The sequence below is a fragment of the Microbacterium sp. LB12 genome (assembly GCF_037150835.1).
Classification (GTDB): Bacteria; Actinomycetota; Actinomycetes; order Actinomycetales; family Microbacteriaceae; genus Microbacterium.
This window is the reverse complement of sequence record NZ_JBBCPF010000001.1, coordinates 1-23,812: the sequence shown is the minus strand read 5'-3', so window position 1 is coordinate 23,812 and position 23,812 is coordinate 1. Positions and strand designations below refer to the sequence as shown.

At 68.9% G+C, this 23,812-nt stretch carries 25 protein-coding genes; 13 read left to right on the top strand and 12 right to left on the bottom strand.

Annotated elements, in window-relative coordinates; translation table 11 throughout:
* Positions 1 to 54: 54 nt before the first annotated feature.
* The 7 genes from WFM69_RS00125 (at position 55) to WFM69_RS00095 (ending at position 8,739) form a co-directional block, all read left to right on the top strand.
* Positions 55 to 1,914, top strand: coding sequence for a S9 family peptidase (locus WFM69_RS00125; RefSeq protein ID WP_337000442.1), 1,860 nt, complete (start codon positions 55 to 57; stop codon positions 1,912 to 1,914).
* A 106-nt stretch (positions 1,915 to 2,020) separates the two neighbouring features.
* Positions 2,021 to 3,721, top strand: coding sequence for an ABC transporter substrate-binding protein (locus tag WFM69_RS00120; protein ID WP_337000441.1), 1,701 nt, complete (start codon positions 2,021 to 2,023; stop codon positions 3,719 to 3,721).
* Positions 3,722 to 3,764: 43 nt separating this feature from the next.
* Positions 3,765 to 4,730, top strand: coding sequence for an ABC transporter permease (locus tag WFM69_RS00115; RefSeq protein WP_337000440.1), 966 nt, complete (start codon positions 3,765 to 3,767; stop codon positions 4,728 to 4,730).
* Positions 4,727 to 5,629 carry an ABC transporter permease gene (locus WFM69_RS00110; protein ID WP_337000439.1) on the top strand — a complete coding sequence of 301 codons (903 nt, stop codon included), beginning with the start codon at positions 4,727 to 4,729 and terminating at the stop codon, positions 5,627 to 5,629. The genes WFM69_RS00115 and WFM69_RS00110 overlap by 4 nt, the downstream gene beginning before the upstream one ends.
* Positions 5,626 to 6,633 (top strand): ABC transporter ATP-binding protein, encoded by a 1,008-nt coding sequence (locus tag WFM69_RS00105; protein ID WP_337000438.1) that lies wholly within the window; start codon positions 5,626 to 5,628, stop codon positions 6,631 to 6,633. Before WFM69_RS00110 ends, WFM69_RS00105 begins: the two co-directional genes overlap by 4 nt.
* Positions 6,630 to 7,628 carry an ABC transporter ATP-binding protein gene (locus tag WFM69_RS00100; protein ID WP_337000437.1) on the top strand — a complete coding sequence of 333 codons (999 nt, stop codon included), beginning with the start codon at positions 6,630 to 6,632 and terminating at the stop codon, positions 7,626 to 7,628. The genes WFM69_RS00105 and WFM69_RS00100 overlap by 4 nt, the downstream gene beginning before the upstream one ends.
* 31 nt (positions 7,629 to 7,659) lie before the next feature.
* Positions 7,660 to 8,739 carry a tartrate dehydrogenase gene (locus WFM69_RS00095; RefSeq protein WP_337000436.1) on the top strand — a complete coding sequence of 360 codons (1,080 nt, stop codon included), beginning with the start codon at positions 7,660 to 7,662 and terminating at the stop codon, positions 8,737 to 8,739.
* A 122-nt stretch (positions 8,740 to 8,861) separates the two neighbouring features.
* Here the strand turns inward: WFM69_RS00095 and WFM69_RS00090 are convergent, their stop codons facing one another.
* From WFM69_RS00090 to WFM69_RS00080, 3 genes are all read right to left on the bottom strand, one after another.
* Positions 8,862 to 9,299: a VOC family protein gene (locus WFM69_RS00090; RefSeq protein WP_337000435.1), complete on the bottom strand. Its 438-nt coding sequence runs from the start codon at positions 9,297 to 9,299 to the stop codon at positions 8,862 to 8,864.
* Between the two features lie 33 nt (positions 9,300 to 9,332).
* Complete coding sequence (locus WFM69_RS00085; protein WP_337000434.1) at positions 9,333 to 9,677, bottom strand: TraR/DksA family transcriptional regulator; 345 nt, start codon at positions 9,675 to 9,677, stop codon at positions 9,333 to 9,335.
* A gap of 139 nt (positions 9,678 to 9,816) precedes the next feature.
* A complete protein-coding gene (locus WFM69_RS00080) occupies positions 9,817 to 12,363 on the bottom strand; it encodes an MMPL family transporter (RefSeq protein ID WP_337000433.1) in 2,547 nt (848 codons plus the stop codon).
* Positions 12,364 to 12,432: 69 nt separating this feature from the next.
* Between WFM69_RS00080 and WFM69_RS00075 the strand changes: the two genes are divergently transcribed.
* Positions 12,433 to 13,011 carry a TetR/AcrR family transcriptional regulator gene (locus WFM69_RS00075; RefSeq protein ID WP_337000432.1) on the top strand — a complete coding sequence of 193 codons (579 nt, stop codon included), beginning with the start codon at positions 12,433 to 12,435 and terminating at the stop codon, positions 13,009 to 13,011.
* 103 nt (positions 13,012 to 13,114) lie between these two features.
* Here the strand turns inward: WFM69_RS00075 and WFM69_RS00070 are convergent, their stop codons facing one another.
* The 5 genes from WFM69_RS00070 to WFM69_RS00050 form a co-directional block, all read right to left on the bottom strand.
* Positions 13,115 to 13,270: a hypothetical protein gene (locus tag WFM69_RS00070; protein ID WP_337000431.1), complete on the bottom strand. Its 156-nt coding sequence runs from the start codon at positions 13,268 to 13,270 to the stop codon at positions 13,115 to 13,117.
* The gene (gene purL, locus WFM69_RS00065; protein WP_337000430.1) at positions 13,267 to 15,597 is read right to left on the bottom strand and encodes a phosphoribosylformylglycinamidine synthase subunit PurL; all 2,331 of its coding nucleotides are present in this window, start codon (positions 15,595 to 15,597) and stop codon (positions 13,267 to 13,269) included. Before purL ends, WFM69_RS00070 begins: the two co-directional genes overlap by 4 nt.
* A 102-nt stretch (positions 15,598 to 15,699) precedes the next feature.
* Complete coding sequence (locus tag WFM69_RS00060) at positions 15,700 to 16,080, bottom strand: type II toxin-antitoxin system VapC family toxin (RefSeq protein ID WP_337000429.1); 381 nt, start codon at positions 16,078 to 16,080, stop codon at positions 15,700 to 15,702.
* Positions 16,077 to 16,331 carry a type II toxin-antitoxin system Phd/YefM family antitoxin gene (locus WFM69_RS00055; protein ID WP_442928469.1) on the bottom strand — a complete coding sequence of 85 codons (255 nt, stop codon included), beginning with the start codon at positions 16,329 to 16,331 and terminating at the stop codon, positions 16,077 to 16,079. Before WFM69_RS00055 ends, WFM69_RS00060 begins: the two co-directional genes overlap by 4 nt.
* 152 nt (positions 16,332 to 16,483) lie before the next feature.
* Entirely contained in the window at positions 16,484 to 17,434 is a 951-nt protein-coding gene (locus WFM69_RS00050) for a helix-turn-helix transcriptional regulator (RefSeq protein ID WP_337000427.1), read from the bottom strand.
* Between the two features lie 103 nt (positions 17,435 to 17,537).
* Between WFM69_RS00050 and WFM69_RS00045 the strand changes: the two genes are divergently transcribed.
* The 3 genes from WFM69_RS00045 (at position 17,538) to WFM69_RS00035 (ending at position 19,670) form a co-directional block, all read left to right on the top strand.
* Positions 17,538 to 17,987 carry a VOC family protein gene (locus WFM69_RS00045; protein WP_337000426.1) on the top strand — a complete coding sequence of 150 codons (450 nt, stop codon included), beginning with the start codon at positions 17,538 to 17,540 and terminating at the stop codon, positions 17,985 to 17,987.
* A gap of 267 nt (positions 17,988 to 18,254) precedes the next feature.
* A complete protein-coding gene (locus WFM69_RS00040) occupies positions 18,255 to 19,442 on the top strand; it encodes a MalY/PatB family protein (RefSeq protein WP_337000425.1) in 1,188 nt (395 codons plus the stop codon).
* A 39-nt stretch (positions 19,443 to 19,481) separates the two neighbouring features.
* On the top strand, positions 19,482 to 19,670 hold the full coding sequence (locus tag WFM69_RS00035; RefSeq protein ID WP_337000424.1) for a hypothetical protein: 189 nt from the start codon (positions 19,482 to 19,484) through the stop codon (positions 19,668 to 19,670).
* Here WFM69_RS00035 and WFM69_RS00030 read toward each other — a convergent pair.
* Both WFM69_RS00030 and WFM69_RS00025 read right to left on the bottom strand, forming a co-directional pair.
* Positions 19,661 to 20,041 carry a VOC family protein gene (locus WFM69_RS00030; RefSeq protein ID WP_337000423.1) on the bottom strand — a complete coding sequence of 127 codons (381 nt, stop codon included), beginning with the start codon at positions 20,039 to 20,041 and terminating at the stop codon, positions 19,661 to 19,663. The genes WFM69_RS00035 and WFM69_RS00030 overlap by 10 nt on opposite strands.
* A 103-nt stretch (positions 20,042 to 20,144) precedes the next feature.
* On the bottom strand, positions 20,145 to 21,146 hold the full coding sequence (locus tag WFM69_RS00025) for an SDR family NAD(P)-dependent oxidoreductase (protein WP_337000422.1): 1,002 nt from the start codon (positions 21,144 to 21,146) through the stop codon (positions 20,145 to 20,147).
* A gap of 86 nt (positions 21,147 to 21,232) precedes the next feature.
* On the opposite strand from WFM69_RS00025, the gene WFM69_RS00020 reads away from it, so the two are divergent.
* Positions 21,233 to 21,802 (top strand): TetR/AcrR family transcriptional regulator, encoded by a 570-nt coding sequence (locus WFM69_RS00020; protein WP_337000420.1) that lies wholly within the window; start codon positions 21,233 to 21,235, stop codon positions 21,800 to 21,802.
* Positions 21,803 to 21,909: 107 nt separating this feature from the next.
* Here WFM69_RS00020 and WFM69_RS00015 read toward each other — a convergent pair whose 3' ends face one another.
* Positions 21,910 to 22,398 carry a DUF4188 domain-containing protein gene (locus WFM69_RS00015; RefSeq protein ID WP_337000418.1) on the bottom strand — a complete coding sequence of 163 codons (489 nt, stop codon included), beginning with the start codon at positions 22,396 to 22,398 and terminating at the stop codon, positions 21,910 to 21,912.
* Positions 22,399 to 22,468: 70 nt separating this feature from the next.
* Between WFM69_RS00015 and WFM69_RS00010 the strand changes: the two genes are divergently transcribed.
* Positions 22,469 to 23,089, top strand: coding sequence for a MerR family transcriptional regulator (locus WFM69_RS00010; RefSeq protein ID WP_337000416.1), 621 nt, complete (start codon positions 22,469 to 22,471; stop codon positions 23,087 to 23,089).
* On the opposite strand, the gene WFM69_RS00005 is transcribed toward WFM69_RS00010, so the two are convergent.
* Positions 23,079 to 23,678 (bottom strand): DNA/RNA helicase domain-containing protein, encoded by a 600-nt coding sequence (locus WFM69_RS00005; protein ID WP_337000414.1) that lies wholly within the window; start codon positions 23,676 to 23,678, stop codon positions 23,079 to 23,081. The genes WFM69_RS00010 and WFM69_RS00005 overlap by 11 nt on opposite strands.
* Positions 23,679 to 23,812: the final 134 nt, after the last annotated feature.

The window sequence follows — 23,812 nt, the reverse complement described above, 5'->3', positions numbered from 1 at the left end:
AGTTTAGCCAATGATATAGTCAACGCCATTGGCTATGACGAGGAGAGAGCAAGGATGCTGCACGCCCCGGAAGAATCCACGACCACGACGATCGATGAGCGCTTCGCGGTTCCCTACCTGCTGACGGTGCGCCCTGCCATCGGTGCGGCCGACATCGCCCTCCTGGTCGAGAATCATCCGAGCGGCGCCCGCGGACGGCTCTGGCGTGCCCCCGACGCCCCCTCCGACCTGCTCCCGTTCGACGTCACGATGAACGGGATCGTCACCGCCGACGGTCGCTGGATCATCGAGCTCGACGACGGCGGCGGATCCGAGGTCGGTACCCTCGTCGCCCTGGCCGTCGACGGCTCCGAGCGGATCGACCTCACGCCGGGTCGCGAGCCCTACGTGCTGCGGGGGCTCGAGTTCTCGTACGACCAGTCCGCCCTCGTGGCCACCGTCGTCGACGAAGACGGCTTCCACGTGCTGGTGATCCCGGCCGCTCCCTGGGGCGAGCCGCGGGTCGTCTACTCGAACCCGGTGGAGGCATGGTTCGGCCGTCCCTCCGCCGACGCCGCGCTTGTGTCGGTCGACACGACCGATCACAACCCCGGCATCCGTCGCCCGCGCCTCACGGTCGTGGACGGCACGACCGGCGACACCGTCGCCACTCTCGACGATCTGCCGGACGGCCCGGTGCGCTCCGTGCGGTTCTCCACCGTCGTCGGCGACGAGCGGCTGCTGCTCACCACGGAGCGGAGCGGTTTCTCGCGTCCGGCCATCTGGCAGGTGCGCACGGGCGAGCGGCGCGACTTCGATCTCCCCGACCTCGTCGGCGAGGTGATCCCGCTCGACTGGAACTCCGCGGGTGGCCGCATCCTCGCCCTGCACGTCGACGGCGGCATCCACCGGCTGATCGAGATCGACGAGGCCGACGGATCCGTGCGGGTCGTGCGCGAGGGGGGAGCGTTCGCCGAGCCCGACGTCGCGAACCTGCATCCGTTCTACTGGACGTCGTACTACGCCCCGGACGGCGCCGTGCGTGCGCTGCGATCGAGCTGGGACGTGCCGCTGCACGTGACCGAGGTCGATGCCGAGGGCGTGGAGACAACGCTGATCGCCCCCGCCGCCGTCCCTCCGGGGCAGCCGCTCACCTCCACGCTCGTGGCCAGCGCCGACGGCACGCGCGTGCAGCTGTGGTCGGGGCGACCGGCCGGACGCGAGCCGCGCGGCACGGTGCTCGAGATCCACGGCGGGCCGAACCTCGTGACGGTCGACAGCTACAACCCGTCCGCACAGGCATGGATCGACGCGGGCTTCGCGTACGCCTCCCTGAACTACCGCGGCTCGGTCACCTTCGGACGCGACTTCCGCGAGGGCTTCTGGAACGTGGGCGGGGATCGGGAGATCGAGGATGTCGCGGCAGCCGTCGCCTGGCTGCGCGCACAGGGCCTCGCCGACCCGGCGTCGACCTTCATCACGGGCGCCTCCTACGGCGGCCACATGACGCTGCTGAGCGTCGGACGCCTGCCCGAGCTGTTCGCCGGCGGGCTCGCGCACGTCGCGGTCGCCGACTGGTCGGTCACGATCGAGGCCATGAACCCTGCGGTGCGCACGGTCTGGAGCTCGTGGGTGCCGCCGGAGCTCGTGGAGCGCTTCTCGGCGATCTCGTACCTCGACGACGTCACGGCGTCGGTGTGGGTCAACCAGGGTTCGATCGACACCCGCACCCCGGTCGTCGGCGTGCAGGGCTACGTGGATCGGCTGAGTGCCCGAGGCGGCGACGTGCTGCTCGAGATCTTCCAGGGAGGCCACGAGCCGACCGGGCTGGACGGAGCCGCGCACGATCAGCGTCGCATGCACGAACTGGCGTCGCGCACCCTCGCCGGAGAGCGTTGGGACGCCACTGATCTCATCTCTAGTCACGAACATTGACTAAAGTGCTTGCTATCTCTTCCGGTCGGCTCTAGAGTCAGACCACCACCCGCACGGCAGCACGTTCGCACTGTCCCTCAGTCGCACGATCACTGGAGATCCGTCCATGTCGAAATCACCGTTCCACCCCGTCGTCCCCTCGGCACGCCGCGCCCTCATCGCAGCCCTCGCCGTCACCGCCCTGGTCGGCTCGCTCGCCGCCTGCACGTCGTCGAACGCGACCCCCGAGCCCAGCGACGTCGCCGTCGTCGACGGCGGAGAGCTCGTGATCGGCGCCGAGCAGGAGCCCGACTGCACCGACTGGATCGCCACCTGCGGCGGTTCGATCTGGGGCACCTACATCATGCAGATCCCCACGCTGCCCGGCGTCTTCCAGACCCGCCAGGTCGACGACGAATGGGTGCCCGTGCCCTCCGACCTCGTCACCGGCGAGCCCGTGGCCGAGGTCGCCGCAGACGGCACCCAGACCATCACCTACTCGATCAACCCCGACGCGGTGTGGTCCGACGGCGAGCCCATCACCTCGGCCGACTTCGCCTACACCGCGCTGCAGATCCGCGATGGCGACGACATCTTCGACAAGACCGGCTACGACCGCATCACCGCCGTCGACACGAGCGACCCGCAGACCGCCGTCGTGACCCTGAACTCGGCATACGCCGGCTGGCGCACGCTCTTCAGCGTCTACGGCATCATGCCCGCGCACCTCCTCGAAGGCCAGGACCGTGCATCGATCATGGCCGACGGCTACGACTTCAGCGGCGGCCCCTGGAAGATCGAGAAGTGGACCCGCGGCACCTCTGTCACGCTCGTGCCGAACGAGAACTACTGGGGCGAGAAGCCGCACCTCGACAAGGTCACCTTCCTGTTCCTGCCCGACACCACGGCGGCCTTCCAGGCGCTCAAGAGTGGACAGGTCAGCGCGCTGTACCCGTCGCCGCAGCTCGACGCCCTCACGCAGATCGAGGCGGGACTCCCCGGCATCCAGTCCCAGGTCGACGCCCGCAGCGGCAACCTCGAGGCGATCTGGATCAACAACGCTGCCGCTCCGTTCGACTCCGTCGCGGTGCGTCAGGCCCTCGCCTACTCGATCGACCGTGACGCGATCGTCAAGCGGCTGTTCGGCAGCATCGGCGTCGACAAGGCGCAGCAGAGCTTCAACTCGCCCATGGTCGCCCCGTTCGCGTCCGACGACTTCAAGGACTACACGCTCGACCTCGACAAGGTCGACGAGCTCATGAAGGGCGACGGCTGGGCGAAGAACTCCGACGGCGTCTGGGCCAAGGGCGGCGACACGGCCACCTTCTCGATCAAGACCCTCGCCGGCAACAAGCGCCGCGACCTGACCGTGCAGGTGCTGCAGTCGCAGCTGAAGGACGCCGGATTCGAGATGACCATCGACCAGGTGACTCCGGCCGACCTGTTCGGCACGATCGCCCCGCAGGGCGACTTCCAGGCAGGGCTCTGGGCGCTCGTGGACACGTTCCCGGACCCCACGCTCAGCTCGACGTTCTCCTCGGTCAACATCCCGAGCGAGGCCAACGGCTTCTCCGGCATCAACTTCTACCGCACGAACATCCCCGGCCTCGACGACCTGCTCGGCCAGGTCGACAGCGAGCTCGACACGGACGCCCGCATCGCGGTGTCGCACGAGGCGGATGCGCTGATCGCGGAGAACGTGCCCTCGCTGCCGCTGGACACCGTGCCGAACGTGCTGCTGTGGAGCGACAAGGTCGGCGGTCCGCTGCAGATCAACCCGGTCGAGGGTCCGTTCTGGAACCTGGCACAGTGGGGCCTGGCCGGCTGAGCCCGCTCGGGTTCGGCTGTCAGGACAGGAACGAGGCGACGACGTGATCACCTTCATCACACGACGGGTGCTGTACTCGGTGCCGGTCATCCTCGTCGCCTCGTTCATCCTGTTCTGGGCGGTGCGGGCGACGTTCGACCCGCTCGCGAAGCTCCGGCAGGGGCACGACCCCTCCGTCATCGCGCGCGAGATCGAGCGGCTCGGACTCGACCGCTCGATCCCCGAGCAGTACTTCCTCTGGCTGCGCGCGATGGTGACCGGCGACTGGGGCGTGAGCACCCGCACCGGCACCCCTGTGCTGCCGCTCATCGGCGACGCGCTCTGGCCGACGCTGCAGCTCGCGTTCTGGGGGCTGCTGGTCGCGATCCTGATCGCCGGCGGCGTGAGCGTCTACTCGGCCGTGCGGCAGTACTCGCTCGGCGACAACCTGCTCACCGGCGCCTCGTACATCGGCATCGCGATGCCCGCGTTCTGGTTCGGGCTCATCCTCATCCAGACCTTCGCGGTGTGGCCGAAGGAGCAGTTCGGACTCAGCGAGCCGCCCCTGTTCTTCATCGGGCTGAACTCGCCGGGACAGACCGGGGTGCTCGACTACATCCGCCACCTCGTGCTGCCGGTGGCCGCGCTCATGATCGCGCTCGTCGCGTCCTGGAGCCGGTTCGGACGCGCGGCCATGCTCGACGCGCTCTCCAGCGACTACGTGCGCACCGCACGGGCGAAGGGCGTGCCGCGCCGCCAGGTCATCTGGAAGCACGCGGTCCGCAACTCGCTGGCACCCTTCGTCACGGTCGTCGCGCTCGATGCGGCGATCCTGATCGGCGGACTCGTCGTGACCGAGCAGATCTTCGCGATCCCCGGCATGGGCCGGCTCTTCCTGCAGTCGCTGGTGGCGGGCGACGTGTTCGTGCTGCTGCCGTGGATGCTCGTGGTCGCCGTCGCGGTGGTCGTCAGCAACCTGATCGCCGACATCGCCTATGCGGTGCTCGACCCGAGAGTGAGGCTGTCATGAGCGGTGCAGGCATCGCCGGGAGCGAGGAGCTGCTCGCCGAGCAGGATCCGCAGAAAGCACCCACCCGCCAACTGCTGAAGGGCTTCCTGCGGCATCGGCTCGGAGTCGTGAGCCTGATCGTGCTCGTGATCCTGCTGATCGCGTGCTTCGGCGCGGCGGTGATCGCGCCGTTCCCGCAGGGGCAGCAGGATCTGCTGCTCGGGCCCACCCCGCCGTCGGGCGAGCACTGGCTCGGCACCGACGAGCTGGGCCGCGATTACTTCAGCGAGATCCTCTTCGCCGGCCAGGTGTCGCTCGCGATCGGCCTCTCCGTCGCGCTGCTCGCCACCGTGGTCGGCACCGCGCTCGGCGCGATCGCCGGATACGTGGGCGGCTGGATCGGCGAGCTGATCATGCGCATCACCGACCTGTTCCTCATCGTGCCGGCGATCGCGCTGCTCGCGGTGATCCTGCAGGGACTCGGACCCTCGCCGACCACGATCGTGTTCGCGCTCACCGCGCTGGGGTGGACGTACATCGCCCGCGTCGTGCGCGCCCAGGTGCTGTCGCTGCGAGAGAAGGACTTCATCGACGCGGCCCGCGGCATCGGAGCCTCCGGACCGCGCATCGTGATCTCGCACCTGCTGCCCAACCTCGCCGGAGTCATCGCGGTGGCCATGAGTCTGGCCGTGGCCTCCTCGATCATCGCCGAGTCGACACTCAGCTTCCTCGGATTCGGGGTGCAGCCGCCGCAGACCAGCTGGGGCTCCATGCTCAGCCAGGCCGCCGGCTACGTGGGAACCCCGCAGGTCTACCTGCTGTACTTCCCCGGCATCTTCATCCTCGTCACCGTGTTGTGCGTGAACTTCATCGGCGACGGACTGCGCGATGCGCTCGACCCGCAGGGGAAGAACCTGTGAGCGCCGGGGCCATCCTCCTCGAGGTGGAGGACGTGTCGATCAGCTTCCCGACCGATGCCGGGCTCGCCAAGGCGGTCGAGGGTGTGTCGTTCGTGCTCTACGAGGGCGAGACGGTCGGCATCGTCGGCGAATCCGGATCCGGCAAGTCGATGACCGCGATGGCGATCATGGGGCTGCTGCCCAAGAAGGCCGTCGTGACCGGATCGATCAAGCTCCGCGGTCAGGAGCTCGTCGGCCTCTCGGACGACGCGCTGCGGGAGATCCGCGGCAAGGACATCGCGATCGTCTTCCAGGATGCGCTGACGGCACTCAACCCCGTCATGCGCGTCGGGGAGCAGCTGATCGAGGCCGTGCGCGTGCACAAGCCGGAGTCGACCGCGGCCGAACGGCGGGCGCGCGCGATCGAGCTGCTCGACCTGGTCGGCATCCCCTCGCCGGAACTGCGCGTCGACCGCTACCCGCACGAGTTCTCCGGCGGCATGCGTCAGCGCGTCATGATCGCGATGAGCATCGCCAACGAGCCCGACCTGCTGATCGCGGACGAGCCCACCACCGCGCTCGACGTGACCGTACAGGCCCAGGTGCTGGAGGTGCTGCGCGAGGTGCAGCGCCGTACCGGCACGACCGTGCTGCTGATCACGCACGACCTCGGGGTGGTGGCGGGCACCGCCGACCGCGTGCTCGTGATGTACGCGGGCGGGCTGGTCGAGACGGCCGACGTCGACCCCCTGTTCTACGAGACCGCGCACCCCTACACGGCGGGGCTGCTGGCATCCCTGCCGCGCATCGACCGACGCACCTCGCGCGACGACCGGCTCTACCAGATCGCCGGTCAGCCTCCGGTGGCGACCGCGTGGCCGGTCGGCTGCCGGTTCGCGCCGCGGTGCGCCCACGCCGTTGCCGGCCGCTGCGATGTGGCCGTGCCGGAACCTGTGACGGTCGGCGCGGGGCACACGGCCGCGTGCGTGCGGATCGACGAGTGGCAGAAGGAGGCGGCATCGTGAGCACCGGCCTGACCGTGCAGAACCTCGTCAAGGAGTACCGCATCGGCGGTGGCCTGTTCGGGCGCACGCGCGACGTCGTGCAGGCGGTGTCGGATGTGAGCCTGTCGATCGAGGGCGGGCAGACGTTCGGCCTCGTGGGCGAATCGGGATGCGGCAAGTCCTCGCTCGGACGCAGCGTCGCCCGGCTGCAGTCGAGCGACGGCGGGTCGATCCGGCTCGGCGACGACGACATCACGGGGATCGAAGGCGGCCGCCTGCGTGCCCTGCGTCGGCGGGTGCAGTTCGTGTTCCAGGACCCGTACGCCTCGCTGAACCCGCGCAAGTCGGTGCGGGCGACGCTCACCGAGCCGCTCGTGATCCACGGCCTGCACCGCGGGAACCACGACCGCCGTGTCGAAGAGCTGCTGGCGCAGGTGGGTCTCAACCCCGCGCACGCCGACCGCTTCCCGCACGAGTTCTCGGGCGGGCAGAGGCAGCGTCTGGGTATCGCCAGGGCGCTCGCGGTCGAGCCCGAGGTGATCGTGCTCGACGAGCCGGTCAGCGCACTCGACGTGAGCGTGCAGGCCGGGGTGCTCAACCTGCTCGACGACCTGCAGCGCGACCTCGGTCTGACCTATCTCTTCATCGCGCACGACCTCTCGGTGGTGCGGCACCTCAGCGACCGCGTCGGGGTCATGTACCTCGGCAAGCTCGTCGAGGAAGGACCCGTCGACGAGCTGTACGAGCGTCCGCTGCACCCCTACACGCAGGCGCTGCTGTCGGCTATCCCGGTGCCCGACCCGCGGGCCGAGCGGGCGCGCGAGCGCATCGTGCTCACCGGCGACGTGCCGAGCCCGGTGTCGCCGCCGAGCGGATGCCGCTTCCGCACGCGGTGCTGGAAGGCCACCGAGATCTGTGCCGAGGTCGTCCCCACGCTGGAGACCCCCGCGCTGATCGCGCACGGCGACACGCATCGCGTCGCCTGCCACCACCCCGCCGAGCGCGACGTGCTCTGATCCGCCGATTCCCACCACGAAGGAACCATCCATGACGACCACCCACCGCATCGCCGTGATCGCCGGAGACGGCATCGGCACCGAGGTCATGCCCGAGGGGCTGCGGGTGCTCGAGGCCGCGGCCGCCCGCTTCGACATCGCGCTCGAGTTCGAGGAGTTCGATTTCGCGAGCGCCGCCTACTGGCAGCAGCACGGGCAGATGCTGCCGGATGACTGGTTCGAGGTGCTGCGCGGCTTCGACGCGATCTTCTTCGGGGCGGTCGGCTGGCCCGATGTGGTGCCCGATCACGTGAGCCTGTGGGGGAGCCTCATCCAGTTCCGCCGCGCGTTCGACCAGTACGTGAACCTGCGGCCGGTGCGGCTCATGCCCGGGGTGGTGTCGCCGCTGGCCGGTCGCGAGCCCGGGGACATCGACTTCTACGTGGTGCGCGAGAACACCGAGGGCGAATACTCGTCGATCGGCGGGCGCATGTTCGAGGGCACCGACCGGGAGTTCGTGCTGCAGGAGACGGTGATGACCCGCACAGGCGTCGACCGGGTGCTGCGCTACGCCTACGAGCTGGCGGGCCGCCGGTCCGGCCACCTCACCTCGGCCACCAAGAGCAACGGCATCTCGATCTCGATGCCGTACTGGGACGAGCGGGTCGCGGCGGTCGGTGCCGACTACCCCGATGTGACGCGCGACCAGTTCCACATCGACATCCTCACCGCGAACTTCGTGCTGCACCCGGACTGGTTCGACGTGGTCGTGGCGAGCAACCTGTTCGGCGACATCCTCTCCGACCTCGGGCCCGCCTGCACCGGCACGATCGGCATCGCACCGAGCGCCAACATCAACCCCGAGGGGGTGTTCCCGAGCCTGTTCGAGCCCGTGCACGGTTCGGCTCCCGACATCGCGGGCAAGGGCATCGCGAACCCGATCGGACAGATCTGGTGCGGCGCCATGATGCTCGAGCACCTCGGGTACCCGGATGCCGGTGCCGCCGTGCTGGCCGCGATCGAGGAGGTGCTCGCCCGCGGGGCGGACGCCGCGCCGTTCACCCCCGACCTCGGCGGCACGGCCACCACGGTCGAGCTCGGCGCCGCGATCGCGGAGGCCGTCGCCGGGTAGCCCCCCGGCCCCACCGCCCGGGTGCGGGATCGAAAACGCGCCTCCGGAAGGGGTTTGCGGCACGGTACTGACCCCGCACCGGGCGCAAACGGGTGGGTCGCGCGCGGGTGCGCGGGGCGGGGTCAGCGTTTCGTGAGGTCTTGCGCGAACATCACCAGGATGCCGCTCGGGCCACGCAGGTAGGTGAGCTTGTACACGTCCTGGTAGTTCGCGACGCCGCGGAGCGGGTGGTAGCCGTGGCGCGCGGCGATCGCGAGGGACTCGTCGATGTCGTCGACCGAGAAGGCGATGCGGTGCATGCCGATCTCATTCGGCAGGGTCGGCGCGGTCTCGATCGCGTCCGGATGGATGTACTCGAACAGCTCGATCTGCCCGCGCCCGTCCGGGGTCTGCAGCACGGCGATCTTCGCGTGGTTGCCGTCGAGCCCGACCGCGGTCGATGCCCATTCCCCGCTGACCTCGTCGCGGCCGAGCACGGTGAGGCCGAGGTCGGTGAAGAAGGAGATGGTGGCTTCCAGGTCGCGCACGGCGATCCCGACGTTCTCGAGTGCGATGGGCATGGGTGGGATGCTACTCGCGCGGCGTCGATCGCGTCAGTGCCCGAGCTTCTCGGCGCACGCGACGCAGTACTCCGCGAAAGGCCGCACCTCCAGCCGGCCGGGTGGGATGGGTTTTCCGCAGTTCGCGCAGAGGCCGTAGGTGCCGGCGTCCATCCGGGCCACCGCGTCGTCGACCTGGCGGAGCTCGGAAGCGGCCGCGTCGGCGAGTCCGGTCAGCCGCGACCACTCCGACGACAGGGTGACGCCCTCGGGGTCGTGCTCGTCATCGTCGTTCGAGCCTTCACGGTCGTGCGTGAGTTCGTCGAGGGTCGCCGCCGTCGCGCGCACCCGCTCCTCGGCCCGAGCACGCAGCTCGAGCAGGCGTTCACGGGCGGTCATGCGCCCACTCTAAGCACGGCCACTGACACCGGCTCGGGCATGGCCACCCGCTCGGACGGAGAACTCCTCATCCGGAGGAGCTTTCGGGCGGATTCCTCCTCCCGACGCCGAGAACTCCTTCGGAAAGCGAGACCGCGGTCTAGCCCGAGTGGCCCGAGGTCGGCACCGAGTCGGTCGTGGTCGGCACGGCCACCGCCTTCATGCCCGGATGGTCGCGCTCCAGCGCCGCACCCTCCATGTCGACGTTCGGCAGGATGCGGTCGAGCCAGCGCGGTAGCCACCACGCCGAACGCCCGAGCAGGTGCATGAGTGCGGGCATGAGCAGCATCCGCACCACGAAGGCGTCGAGCAGCACGCCGAACGCGAGGCCGAAGCCGATCGAGCGGATGATGGTCGACTCCGAGAAGATGAACCCGCCGAACACCGACACCATGATGAGCGCGGCGGCGATCACGACCGAGCGGCCGGCGCGGAAGCCCAGGGCGACGGCATCCCGCGCCTTGGCGCCGTGCACGAACGCCTCGCGCATGCCGGAGGCGAGGAACAGCTGGTAGTCCATCGCGAGGCCGAACAGGATGCCGACGAGGATCACGGGCAGGAAGCTGAGGATCGGTCCGGTGCTGTGCAGCCCGATGAGCTCGGCGCCCCAGCCGAACTGGAACACCGCGACGATCAGGCCGTAGGTCGCGAAGAGCGACAGCACGAACCCGCCGGTGGCGATGAGTGGCACGAGCAGTGAGCGGAACACCACGATCATGATCAGCAGCGAGAGGCCGACCACGACCACGAGGTACAGCGGCAGCACCCCGGCCAGGGCTTCGGAGATGTCGATGTTGATGGCGGCCTGGCCCGCGACGCCGAGGGTGATCCCGTCGCCGATCGCCGGCATCGACCGCAGATCCTGCACGAGCTTCTCGGTGGAGGCGCTGTTCGGGCCTTCCTTCGGCACCACCTGGAAGGCGAGGAGCGTGTTGTCGTCGGAGGTCGCGATCGGCGCGACGGCCACCACGTCGTCCTGGTCGGCGATGGCCTGCGCGATCTCGACCTGCGTGGCGAGGAGATCATCGTCGCTCACCGCGTCGTCGAGGGTCGCCGTGACCAGTAGGGGGCCGTTGGCGCCCTCGCCGAACTGCTCGTCGACGGTCTGGAACGCGCGGTAGCTGGTGGAGTCGCTGGGCTCGCTCGACCCGTCCGGCAGGCCGAGTCGCATCGACATCGAGGGGATCGCGATGATCAGCAGCGCGACGATGCTCACGAGGGCGGTGACGATGGCGCGGAAGGTCGACATGCGCCTAACGGGCTTGCCTGCCGCGTGCTCCTGGCCGATCGTCGCGCGGGCGCGGCGGCTGAGCAGACGCGTGCCGACGAGTCCGAGGACGGCGGGTGCGAGAGTGACCGCGACGAACACGGCGACCGCGACGCACACCGCGCCGACCGTGCCCATGAGTCCGAGGAAAGGCACGCCGGTCACGTTCAACGCGAGCAGCGCGACGATCACGGTCGTGCCGGCGAAGACGACGGCCGTGCCCGAGGTGCCGGTGGCGAGGCCGATCGACTCACGCACGGGAACCCCGGCGCGCAGCTGCTTGCGATGCCGGTTGACGATGAAGAGCGAGTAGTCGATGCCGACCGCGAGCCCGAGCATGACGCCCAGCACCGGGGTCACGGATGCCATGTTCACGATGCCGGAGAAGGCGAGGGATGCCGTGACGCCGACTCCGACGCCCACGATGGCCGTGACGATCGGGAGAGCAGCGGCGATGAGGGAGCCGAGCATCACGATGAGCACGATCGCGGCGAACGCGAGGCCCACGGCTTCGCCGATGCCGAAGATCTCCGGCACGCCCTGCGCGATGTCGGTGCCGAAGTCGACCGCGACGCCGTCGATGGGGGCGGAGGCGAAGTGGTCGATCGCGCCCTGCTTGACCTCTTCGGAGAGCTCGAGGCGCGGGTCGACGAACGAGATGTTGACGATGGCGGTCGAGCCGTCTTCCGAGACGACACCGATGCCGTCGGCGAGGGTGAGGAGCGTCGAGCCGAGCTTCACCTGGTCGGCGTTCTCGTCGAGTTCGGTGCGGTTCGCGTCGAGCGTGGCCTGCTGGGCGGAGAGTTGGGCGAGCTGGGCGTTCAGCGCCGCGATCTGCGCGTCGAGGGCCGCGAGCTGCGCGGATCCGGCACCGGCCTGCTCTGCCTGGGCGCGGGCGGCCGTGAGCTGGTCGAGTCCGGCTTCGAGCTGGGTGCGGCCGGCGTCGAGTTGCGCCTGACCCGCATCCAGCTGAGAGCGGCCGTCGGTGATCTGGGTCTCGCCGTCGGCGAGCTTCTGCGCCTGATCCTGTTGCTGCTTCTGGGCGTCGAACGGGTCGATCACGCGGGCGACGCCGTCGAGCTTATCCGCGCTCACGGCCAGGTCGGAGATGGCCTGCTTCTGTGCGTCGGTGAAGGGTTCGCCGTTCTCGGTCTTGTACACGACCGTGCCGGTGCCGCCGGCGGTGTCGGGAAGCTTGTCGGCGAGCTCGTCGATCACCGCACCCGAGGCGGTGCCCGGGATGTCGAAGCTGTTGCTCAGCGTGCCGCCGAGGGTGAGGAATGCACCGACGCCGAGGCCGAGGATCAGCACCCACGCGGCGATCACCGTCCACGCCTTGCGTGCAGCGAACGAACCCAGACGGTACAGCAGTGCGGCCACGGTGGTCTCCTTCAGACTCCAAGATCATACGGTACGTCTCGTCTACGGTTCTGTGGCTATCCTGAACGCATGGTGAACGAGCATCGGAGCGGGCCTGTGCGCAGCACGGCAGCGCGTGAGGCGATCCTCGATGCCACGTCCCGGCTGTTCCATGCGCAGGGCTACGACCGGCTCACGATCGAGGGCATCGCCAAGGAGGCCGGGGTCGGCAAGCAGACCATCTACCGCTGGTGGCCGTCGCGGGGCGCGTTGATCGCCGACTGCCTGGTCGACGGACGACTCATCCCGGTCGACTTCGTCGTGCCGGACACCGGTGACCTCCTGGCCGACGTCGAGACCTGGCTGCACTCGGTGTTCGCGATCCTCGCGACCGCCCAGGGGCAGGCGCTGTTGCAGTCGCTCGTGGCGGCGGCGGCCGAGGATGCCGCGGTCGGCGCGCATCTCGGTGGGAGTCTCGGCGTCGAGCAGCACCTCTCCGAGCGCCTGCGTGGCGGGATCCGCGACGGGCAGCTCGCCGAGGATGCTCCGGTCGCGCAGATCGGTCAGGCGATCCTGGGGGCCATCATCGTGGAGTCGCTCGGGCGGGAGAGCAGCGGCCCCGACGCGATCATCACCCTGACCCGGTACCTGCTTGCCCCGAGTTCCTGACCGGACCTCGCACACAGAACTTCGCAGAAAAGCAGAAACCCCGCAGATATCGGCGGATATCGTGCGAGGTTTCTGTCGTTCTGCGAAGTCTCTCCCGAGGCTCTCAGCCGAGGAGCAGCGTCAGCACGGTCGCGCCGCCACCGCCGAGGATCAGCGCGATGATGACGGTCCAGGCGACGATGCGGATGCGCCGGTTGCGCTTCTCGCCGAGGTCGCCGTAGTCCTCGTCATTCGGGTTCTGACGGCTGACCTGGTTCATGCGCTGACCTGCTCGGTGACGGTCGGACCGAAGTACGACGGCAGTGTGGCCTGCGAGCGCTCACGCAGTTCAGCGGCCGAGACGGTGAACACGCCCTGCACCTCGAGCTGCGGCTCGCTGTCGGTGACGCCGATGCGGGCGACGGGGTATCCCCGGCCTTCGCAGAGGCCGCGGAACTTGACGTCGTCCTCACGGGGCACGGTCACGATCACGCGGCCGGTCGACTCCGAGAACAGGGCGGATGCCGCATCCACGCCATCGCGCTCGATGATCTCGTTCAGCCACACGCGGGCGCCGACGCCGAAGCGCATGACGCCCTCGGCCAGAGCCTGCGCGAGGCCCCCCTCGGACAGGTCGTGCGCCGAGGAGATCAGCCACTCGTCGCGGGCGGCCGACAGGAGCCCGGCGAGGCGCTTCTCGCCCGCGAGGTCGACCTTCGGCGGCAGTCCGCCGAGGTGCTGGTGCACGACCTCGGCCCATGCCGAACCCGACAGCTCGGTCGCGGTGGTGCCGAGCAGGTAGATGTTCTGGCCTTCGTCCTGCCATCCGGAGGGGATGCGGCGGGACACGTCGTCGATGATGCCGAGCACGCCCACGAGCGGGGTCGGGTGGATCGGCACGTCGCCCGTCTGGTTGTAGAACGAGACGTTGCCGCCCGTGACCGGGGTGCCGAGTTCGTAGCAGCCGTCGGCGAGACCATCGACGGTCTGGCCGAATTGCCACATGACCTCGGGGTTCTCGGGGGAGCCGAAGTTGAGGCAGTCGGTGATCGCGGTCGGCACGGCACCCGTGACGGCGACATTGCGGTAGGCCTCGGCGAGAGCCAGTTGCGCACCCGCGTAGGGGTCGAGCTGGCAGTAGCGGCCGTTGGCATCGGTCGCGACCGCGAAGCCGAGACCGGACTCCTCGTCGACGCGGATCATGCCGGCGTCGTCGGGGAAGCTGAGGGCGGTGTTGCCGAGCACGTAGTAGTCGTACTGGTTGGTGATCCAGCTCGTGTCGGCCAGGTTCGGCGAGGCGACGAGGTTCAGGAACTGCTCGCGCAGCGTCTCGGGGTCGTTCGCGCGCGGCAGGTTCTCGGCGGCATCCGCCTGTAGGGCGTCGATCCAGGTCGGGTAGGCGACGGGGCGGTCGTACACGGGGCCGTCGACCGCGACGGTCGAGGGGTCGACGTCGACGATGCGCTCGCCCTGCCAGTCGATGATGAGGCGTCCGTCACCGGTGACCTCGCCGAGAACGGACGTCTCGACCTCCCACTTGTTCACGACCGCGAGGAACGCGTCGAGCTTCTCGGGCGCGACGATCGCCATCATGCGCTCCTGCGACTCCGACATGAGGATCTCCTCGGCCGTGAGCGTGGGGTCGCGCAGCAGCACGTTGTCGAGCGAGACCTTCATGCCGCTGTTGCCGTTGGCCGCGAGCTCGCTGGTGGCGCAGGAGATGCCGGCGGCGCCGAGGTCCTGGATCGCCTCGACGAGCTCGCCGCGGTACAGCTCCAGGCAGCACTCGATGAGCACCTTCTCGGCGAACGGGTCGCCGACCTGCACCGCAGGGCGCTTGGTCGGACCGCCGTCGGCGAACGTGTCGGAGGCGAGGATGCTCGCGCCGCCGATGCCGTCGCCACCCGTGCGGGCGCCGAACAGGACGACCTTGTTGCCGACGCCGGTCGCGTTCGCGAGCTTGAGGTCTTCGTGGCGCAGCACGCCCACCGCGAGCGCGTTCACGAGCGGGTTGGCCTGGTAGACGGAGTCGAAGACCGTCTCGCCGCCGATGTTCGGCAGGCCGAGGCAGTTGCCGTAGAAGCTGATGCCGCTGGTCACGCCGTGCACCACGCGGGCGGTGTCGGGGTGATCGATCGCGCCGAAGCGCAGCGCGTCCATGACCGCCACCGGGCGTGCGCCCATCGAGATGATGTCGCGGACGATGCCGCCGACGCCCGTGGCCGCACCCTGGAAGGGCTCGATGAACGACGGGTGGTTGTGCGACTCCGCCTTGAAGGTGACGGCCCAGCCCTCGCCGACGTCGACGACGCCCGCGTTCTGGCCCATGCCCACCATGAGGCGTTCCTTCATCTCGTCGGAGACCTTCTGGCCGAAGCGGCGCAGGTAGTTCTTCGACGACTTGTACGAGCAGTGCTCCGACCACATCACGGAGTACATCGCCAGCTCGCCCGACGTGGGGCGGCGGCCCAGGATCTCCTTGATGCGCTCGTACTCGTCGGGCTTGAGTCCGAGAGCCGCGTACGGCTGCTCCTTCTCGGGCGTCGCGATCGCGTTCTCGACGGAGTCGGGGACGTGCTTGTGGAAAGGTGCAGGGGCGGTGGTCACGCGCACTCCAAAGGAAGGGGCCGGCGGGGCAGGATCAGTCTACCGGCGCGGTTGAGGGTGCCTCTCCGGCGGGTGCGGTCCTCGGCGGCGATGATCTCGGGCTCACCTGGGCGAAGTGACCGCGATGCCGCTCTGCCGTGCGGCATCTGCGAGCTCCTGGTCGTAGGTGAGTACGGATGTGATCGTGTCCCTCAGGCGGATCGCCGTCGCGAGGTGAAGCGCGTCCAAGGCGCGCAGCCCCGAGTGGAGCCCGATCGCGCGGGTCATGATGTCGTCGTCGAGGGAGACGAGCGAGATGTGGGAGAGGAGATCATCGGTCTGCTCATGGCTCAAGGAGCGACGATCCGCCACGGCGTGCAGCTCGACCGCGAGAAGTCGAGATGCCACGAACTCGGTGCCGTCGGCGAACAGGCTGATCACGGCGGCGCTCTCCGCCTCGTCGATGAGTGCTTTCACCGCGGCGGATGTGTCGAGGAAGATCACAGTCGATCCGAACGGATCTCGTTCAAGGTCTCGGCTGTGGAGACGGTGTCGGGCACCGGGGCGTGGGCGAGTGCACCCGTCTTCGTCGGAAGAGTCACGCGCCCGCTGGCGATCAGACGTGTCCACTCCGTCTCCGATGGTGGAGACAGCTCGGCGATCGGTCGCCCTCGATCGGTCACGGTCAAGTGTTCACCCGCCGTGACTCGCGCCAGTACTTTGGCGGTCTGTTGATTGAGTTCGGTCTTCGTCACTGTCCCCATCCTCTGATCGTACGCGTGAACTACTAGAACTACTAGCTTTGCTCGCGTGGCCGTGCACCCATTCAAACCCGGCACGGATCGGTGAGGCCGCGGTAGGGAGGGATCCTGCCAGCAGGTGTGGAAAGGCCGCGAAAGCCGGCGGTTCAGGAGGAGGAGTCGGCCGCGGCGAACCGCTCCGCCAGGACCACGGCGGCCTCCCGCAGCGGCTCCGGTCCCACCACCGTGAAGGGCGCATCGAAGCGGGCGACCGCGGCCAGCACCCCGGTCCACGACCACGAGCCCACCGTGACCCGGCATGACCCGTCGGCCAGCTCCGTCAGCTCACCGTCGCCGATCCACGGGGCGATCTCGCGAGCCGGAAGTGCGATCACGACCTCGCCCACGCATGGCCAGCGGTCCTCGGTCGTCGAGCCCTTCGCGCGCACTGCCAGGTACGTCTGCGCATCCGCGGCCGGGAGGGGTCGCGGGGTGAACAACGGCCCGGTCGGGATGCGCGGATGCATGCGGTCCAGGCGGAACGTGCGCCAGTCGTCGGCCTCGAGGTCCCACGCGAGCAGGTACCAGCGCCCCTCGCGGGCGACGACGGCATGCGGTTCCACGCGGCGGGCGGGCCGATCGTGGTGCGCGCCGTAGTCGAAGCGCAGCACGTGGTGGTCGCGGACTGCCGCGCTCGCCGACTCCAGCACGGCAGGGTCGACACGGACGTCGGCGGCAGTCCCGGTGAAGCGGATGCCGTCGACGCGGTGCCGCAGCCGGGAGGGCATCACCTGACGCACGGTGGCGAGTGCCCGGGCGGCTCCCTCGTCGATGTCGATTCCCGTCGCCGGCACGCTCTGCAGGGCCACGGCGATCGCCACCGCCTGGTCGTCGTCGAACAGCAACGGCGGCAGCTCCGACCCGGCGGCGAGCCGGTACCCGCCGTCCGGACCCTTGATCGCGGCGATGCGGTAGCCGAGTTCGCGCAACCGGTCGACGTCGCGGCGCACGGTGCGTGCACTCACCTCCAGGCGTTCGGCGAGCACGTGACCGGGCCAGTCGCGCGGGGTCTGCAGCAGCGACAGCAGCGCGAGCATCCGTGACGAGCTTCCGGTCATGGATTCAGTGTGCCCGAAGTAGAGGACAGAAACCGACCGCTACCCCTGTGATGGTGGAACTCAGGCGGTTCCGAACGGCGGAGCGCAGAGAAGGAGACAGTTCATGTCCATCACCACCACGACCCACCTCAACTTCCGCGGCACTGCACGGCAGGCGCTCGATTTCTACCGGTCGGTGTTCGGCGGCGAGGTCACGGCGGCCACGTACGGGCAGTTCGGCCTGCCGGAAGGGGTTCCCGGATTCGACAAGATCGTGTTCGGGCAGCTCGACGGCGTCGTGCGTCTCATGGCGTACGACATCCTCGGTCAGGACGACCCGGACCCGGCGGCGACCGCGGGCAGCACGCACCGCGAGAACGGCGTGACCATCACCGACCGCACGTTCTTCCAGTCGCTGCGCGCCGACTCGCTCGACGAGATCCAGGGGTACTGGGACGGCCTCTCGGACGGTGCCACGGTGGTCGAGCCCCTCGCGGCGTCGGCGTGGTCGGCCGGTTTCGGCATGCTCACCGACCGCTTCGGCGTGACCTGGGTGCTCGACGCCGCGAGCTGAGTCGCTTCGTGTGCACAACTCAGGAGAAATCGCACTGTCTCGGCTCGGAACGGCGATTTGGACCGATGATCGTCAGATTCTCCTGAGTTGTGCACGCCGGGCCCGGCGCGCACCGTCGTCACGGACGGACACGCGAGATGCGACGGTGCGGGGGCGTCCGTAGATTGGTCGGACCCCGCTGTGAATGGAGATCTCCCGTGTCTGTGATCCGTGCCCTGACCCCGTCCTGTATCGACGCCGTCGGCTGAGCCGGCGGAACACACGACCATGAGCGCAGATCGCCCCTCGCATCCGTTCGACGAACGCAGCCGGCTGTACCTCGATCGGCCGCAGAGCCGGAAGTGGAGCCTGCACCCGGGGCGGATCGGGGCGTGGGTGGCGGAGATGGACTTCGGGGTCGCTCCGGAGATCGCCGAGGCGCTGCACCGTGCGATCGACGACGAGAACCTGGGATATCTCTCACCGCCGCAGGCCGCGGAGCTCGGTGTCGCGACGGCCGGCTGGATGCGCGAGGAGTACGACTGGGCGGTCGATCCCGAGCGGGTGCATCCGGTTTCGGATGTGATGGCGGCGCTCGGGGTCGCCGTGCAGGAGTATGCGCCGACCGGTTCGGCGGTGATCGTGCCTACTCCGGCATATATGCCGTTCCTGACATATCTGCCCGCGATCGGGCATCCGGTGATCGAGGTGCCCGGCGTCGAGGTCGAGGGACGCTGGCAGCACGACCTGCAGCGCATCGACGAGGCGTTCGCCGCGGGGGCGCGGACGCTCGTGCTCTGCAACCCGCACAACCCGACCGGCACGATCGTCGGGCGGGAGGAACTCGAGGCGATCGCCGAGATCGTGGAGCGTCATGGCGGGCGCGTGTTCGCGGATGAGATCCATGCGCCGCTGCGCTACGACGATGCACCCTTCGTGCCGTACGCCTCGGTGTCGGAGGTGACGGCCGCGCACACCGTCACCGGCACGAGCGCGTCGAAGGCCTGGAACATCCCGGGGTTGAAGACCGCGCAGTTGATCACCTCGAACGATGCGGACCAGGAGCTGTACAAGAGGTTCGGTTTCGCGGTGCAGCACGGCGCGGCGACGCTGGGCGTGGTGGCCTCGACGGCCGCGTACACGCATGGCAAGCCGTGGCTGTCGGACGTGATCGAGTATCTGGACGGTTCGCGCCGGTTGCTGGGCGAGCTCGTGGCGGAGCATCTTCCGGGAGCGGTCTACCGCGCGCCGGAGGCGACGTACATCGGGTGGATCGACACCTCGGCACTGGGCGTTCCCGGGCCGCCGGCCGAGTTCTTCCGGGAGCAGGCCGATGTCGTGCTGACCGAGGGGCGGCTGCTGGGGCGTGGGGCCGAGGACTTCGTGCGGGTCGTGTTCGCGACGCCGCGTCCGATCCTGGCGGAGGCGGTCGTCGCGATGGGGGATGCGGTGCGGCGGACGGGGCTTCGGGTCTGACGGGCGCCACGGCGTCACCGACCCGGGAGTCTGCTCCCGATGGTGCTGGGCATGCGGCATCCTGAGGCCATGTTCGGTGACAACCTCTTCCTCTTCCTCCTCTTCTATGCGGCCGTGTTCCTCATCGGGATCCTGATCACGTGGCTGGTGATCTACTCGGCTGTGCGCGCGGCGCTGACCTCGCATCGGCAGGCGATGGCGCGCGAGAGGCGGCCGGGTCAGGGCTGAGCGGTCCAGCCGTCCCAGTCGGCGCAGTCGACGACGCAGAACCGGTTGCCTTCGGGGTCTTCCATGATCACGTAGTCCGCGTCGGCGGGGCGCCGGTCCCAGTGCACCTCGCGGGCGCCGATGCCGGTGAGGCGCCGCACCTCGACGGCCTGGTCGTCGGCGTAGATGTCGAGGTGGATACGTGGGGGCAGCGCCCGCTCGGAGGGATGCGCGTCGAGGGAGATGCAGGGTGTCTCGGCGTCGCGCGGAGTGAGGATGACCCAGTCGTCGTCGGGCGGGTACTTCTCGACATAGTCCAGCGCGGCTTTCCAGAACGCGGTCTGCGCGGCGAGGTCCGTCACGCGGATCACGATCGATCCGATCCTCAACATGCGATCAGGCTAGGCCGCCGGTATCGGGAGCGGGATGGGGTTGACGACGGTCGCGAAACGCCCCGCCGTTCGGGTCGGCGGGGCGTTGGTCTCGCGGCGCGGGTTACTGCACCGACCATCCGCCGTCGGAGGCGAGGATGGCGCCGTTGATGTTCACGGCGTCGTCCGACAGCAGGAACGTGATCGACGCGGCGAGGTGCTCGGCCGTCGCGATGGTCGGGATCGACTGCTGGAACGGGGCGAGGCGTCCGGATCCGTACTCCGACATGTGCGGGGGCATCGGGATGCCGGTGGCGACGCCGCCCGGGGCGACGGAGTTCACGCGGATGCCCTTGGGGCCGTACATGAAGGCCGCGGACTTGGTGACGCCGATGATGCCGTGCTTGCTGGCGGTGTAGGCGTTGCCCGAGGCGTTGCCGCGCAGGCCGGCCTCGCTCGAGACGTTGAGGATCGCGCCGCGACCCGCCGCCTCCATCACGGGGATCACGGCGCGCATGAGCTTGAACGGGGCGGTCAGGTTGATCGCGATGACGCGGTCCCAGACGGCGTCGGGGGTCTCGCCGGCGGGGGAGAAGTCGTCGTTGATGCCGGCGACGTTCGCGAGTCCGTCGATGCGGTCGCCTGCGGCGGCGAGTACGGCGTCGATCGCGTCCTGCTTCGTGAGGTCGCCGGCGACCGTGACGATGTCGGCATCCGCGAGCTCGGCCTTGAGGGCGTCGAGCTTCTCGGCGGCGATGTCGCTGGCGATCACGCGTCCGCCTTCGCGGGCGATGCGCGAGGCGGTGGCCTTGCCGATGCCGGAGGCGGCGCCGGTGACGATCACGGTCTTGCCGGCGAAGCGGCCGGCGGTGGGCTTCTCGGTCCAGCCGGCGGTGTCGTCGTCGGCGGGGATCTCGCCGCCGTTGGCCGCGCGCACGAGGTCGTCGACGACCGACTGCGGCATGGCGCCCTGGCTCATCGCGACGAGCTGCTGCAGGGGGAGGCCGAGCACCGGGGTGAGGAGCGAGGGGTCGGCGCCGGTCTTCTCGAAGAGTCCACGGATGAGGGGGCCGCCGGTGGGGTCGTTCATCCAGTCGCCGATGGTGGAGTGTGCGGTGAGGGCCATGCTCTTTCTCCTTGTTCGGGTGCCGTTTCGGTTTCGCAACGGTGCGTCTACTTATGTTCCAGTGTACGCCTGAGTACGCTCGAATGGTGCCCCGTCCTCGCAGTGAGAAAGCCCGTCAGTCCGTGCTGGAGGCGATGCGTCGCGCGCTCGCCGCGGACGGGTATGAGGCTGTGACGATCGAGGGCCTTGCGGCCGAGGCTGAGGTGTCGAAGCAGACGATCTACCGGTGGTGGCCGTCGAAGGCCGCGATCCTCGGCGAGGCGCTTGTCGAGGGGGTGCTGCCCGGGTCTGAGGTGTCGGTGCCGATGACGGCCGACCTCGGGGCGGACCTGCGGGCATGGTTCTCCGCGATGTCGGACGGGCTGGCGCGACCCGAGGGCGTGGCGCTGGCGCGGGCCTTGATTGAGGTGACCGCGGCCGATCCCGCGTTGGGGCTCGTCCTGAACGAGCGGTTGGCGGCGCCCATTCGCGAGTGGGTGGCGGAGCGGGTCGCCCGCGGGCGCGATGCCGGGGACGTGCGGGCGGACGTGGATGCCGCGGCGATCGCGGATCAGTTCATCGCGATGGCGTCGTACTCCGCGCTGATCGGGCAACCGTTGGGGGAAGAGCGGGTCGAGGAGACGGTGGTGCGGTTGCTGCGGGGGATTGCGGCGTAGGTCGCCGGCAAGCGGCGCGGCGGTTCGGTGACGAGCTCAGGAATCGCGGTATTGCCGTCCTTCTCGTGTGGGCAGTGCGGGCTGAAGGGCGGGGCCGTGGCGGCTGACTACTTCGCCGCCGTCCGCCCATCCGCAAACCGCGCCTGGGCCCGGTCGTGCTGCTTACCGACCGGAACAAGCGCCGTGGCCTTCGGCAGGCCCATCGGCTTCGTCGAGACGTAGATGCTCTCGGCGGTGTCGATGCGGAAGGTCTCGTGCCAGATGCCGACCGCGCCCGGAGCCTTGCGGGCTGCGCGGTTGAAGGCGGTCCAGGCGGGTCGGTGCCGCTGGTTCGGGCTGGATGCGTAGGCGTAGAGCTTGTCGATGGACGACCAGTACTGCACGACGTAGGGTCCGCCCGCGCCGAAGAGCAGGTGGTAGCCGAGCATGCCCGAGTCCGGGTCGGTGCTGAGTTCGCGCAGCATCCCCGGCATGGCGAAGAAGGCCGGCATCCACAGGTCGGGGCGCCACCAGCAGTTGATCTGCATTCCGATGTGGAACACGACGAGCTCGCCCTCGTGGCGGTGGGTCATGCGGCCCGTGATGACTTTCGACATGATGACTCCTTGTTTGGATAGCTTCACTATCCATAATGGATAGCGCTACTATCGAAGTCAAGAGGTGGCCATGAGAATTTCCGAACTGTCAGCCCAGACCGGCGTGACCGTGCCGACGATCAAGTACTACCTGCGCGAGGGGCTGCTGCCCGAGGGTGAGCGGTCGTCTGCGACTCAGGCCGCGTACGGCGAGAAGCACGTGGAGCGGCTGCGGGTGATCCGAGCCCTGCTCGACGCCGGGGTGAGCATCGCCGAGACGCGACGGGTGCTCGGGGCGCTGGACGATCCGCCGGCGAGCCCGCACCTGCTCTTGGGAGAGGCGCATGCGGCGATCACTCCCCCGGTGGATGACGCGCTGGATCTCGCGGATGCCGAGGCGCTCGTCGCGGGGCTCGGGTGGAAGCCCGGGATGTGCGACGAGGCCGTGCTGCACGCGGTCGCGCGAGCGCTGCAGGGGTTGGAGAGCGTGGGGTTCACCGTGCCGGACGCGGCGATGAAGGAGTACCTCGCGAGCGCGCGGCGGATCGCGGATGCGGAGATCGCCGGGGTGCCGGAGGAGTCTGCGGAGGCCGCCGTGCGGTACGTCGTACTGGGGTCGGTGCTGGTGGAGCCGTTGTTGTTGGCGCTTCGGCGGGTGGCGCAGCAGGTGAGCTCGGGGGAGAGATTCGGGGCCTCCGGTACTAGCGCTTGAATGCTACGGCCAGGCGCTCGCGCAGGGCTGGATCACACACGTAGATGTAGGTTCCACGCATCCCCCGCGTCAGCAGCACCCCATAGATGTTCCGGATGAACGACAGCAGGTCGTCGTCCCCGAAGGCATCCTTGAGGTGCCCAGTGTTCTCTTTGCCCTTCTTGTCCCGATAGCTCTCGCGATCAGCAACGATCCGTCCAGTTCCCGGGTCGAGGCGAAGATCCGGTCCGATGATGACCCCGGCATAGTTCAGGTCGTATCCCTGCACGGTGTGGATCGAGCCAACTTCTTCAAGTGACCCCTTTGAGTTGATCCAGTCCTTGTCCGTACCGTTCCACCGCATTCGCTCACCATCGAGCTCGATGTCGAAGGCGTCTGGGTTCTTCTTCGACGCCCATTCCCACGCATAGCCCGCAACGAGGCGGGAAAGACCGACCTCCTCATCCTTCTGCCGGATGGCATCCCGCAGCTCTCCGAGGTCGTCGAAGAGGCGGAGTTCATACTCGCCGAGGTCAGGGAGCGCTGGCGCTTCATCCCGGAGGAGAGCGCGGACGAACTCGACATAATCTGAGCCGGCCTGCACGCGCATCTGGGTCTGGGCCGCCCCCGTTGTTAGGTCCGGTCTCTGTGTGAGTCGTCGGGTTTCATTTCGTGGGTGCAGTGGCGAGCATAGTCGGCCGGGGTGAGGTAGCCCAGCGCCGAGTGGCGTCGCACGGTGTTGTA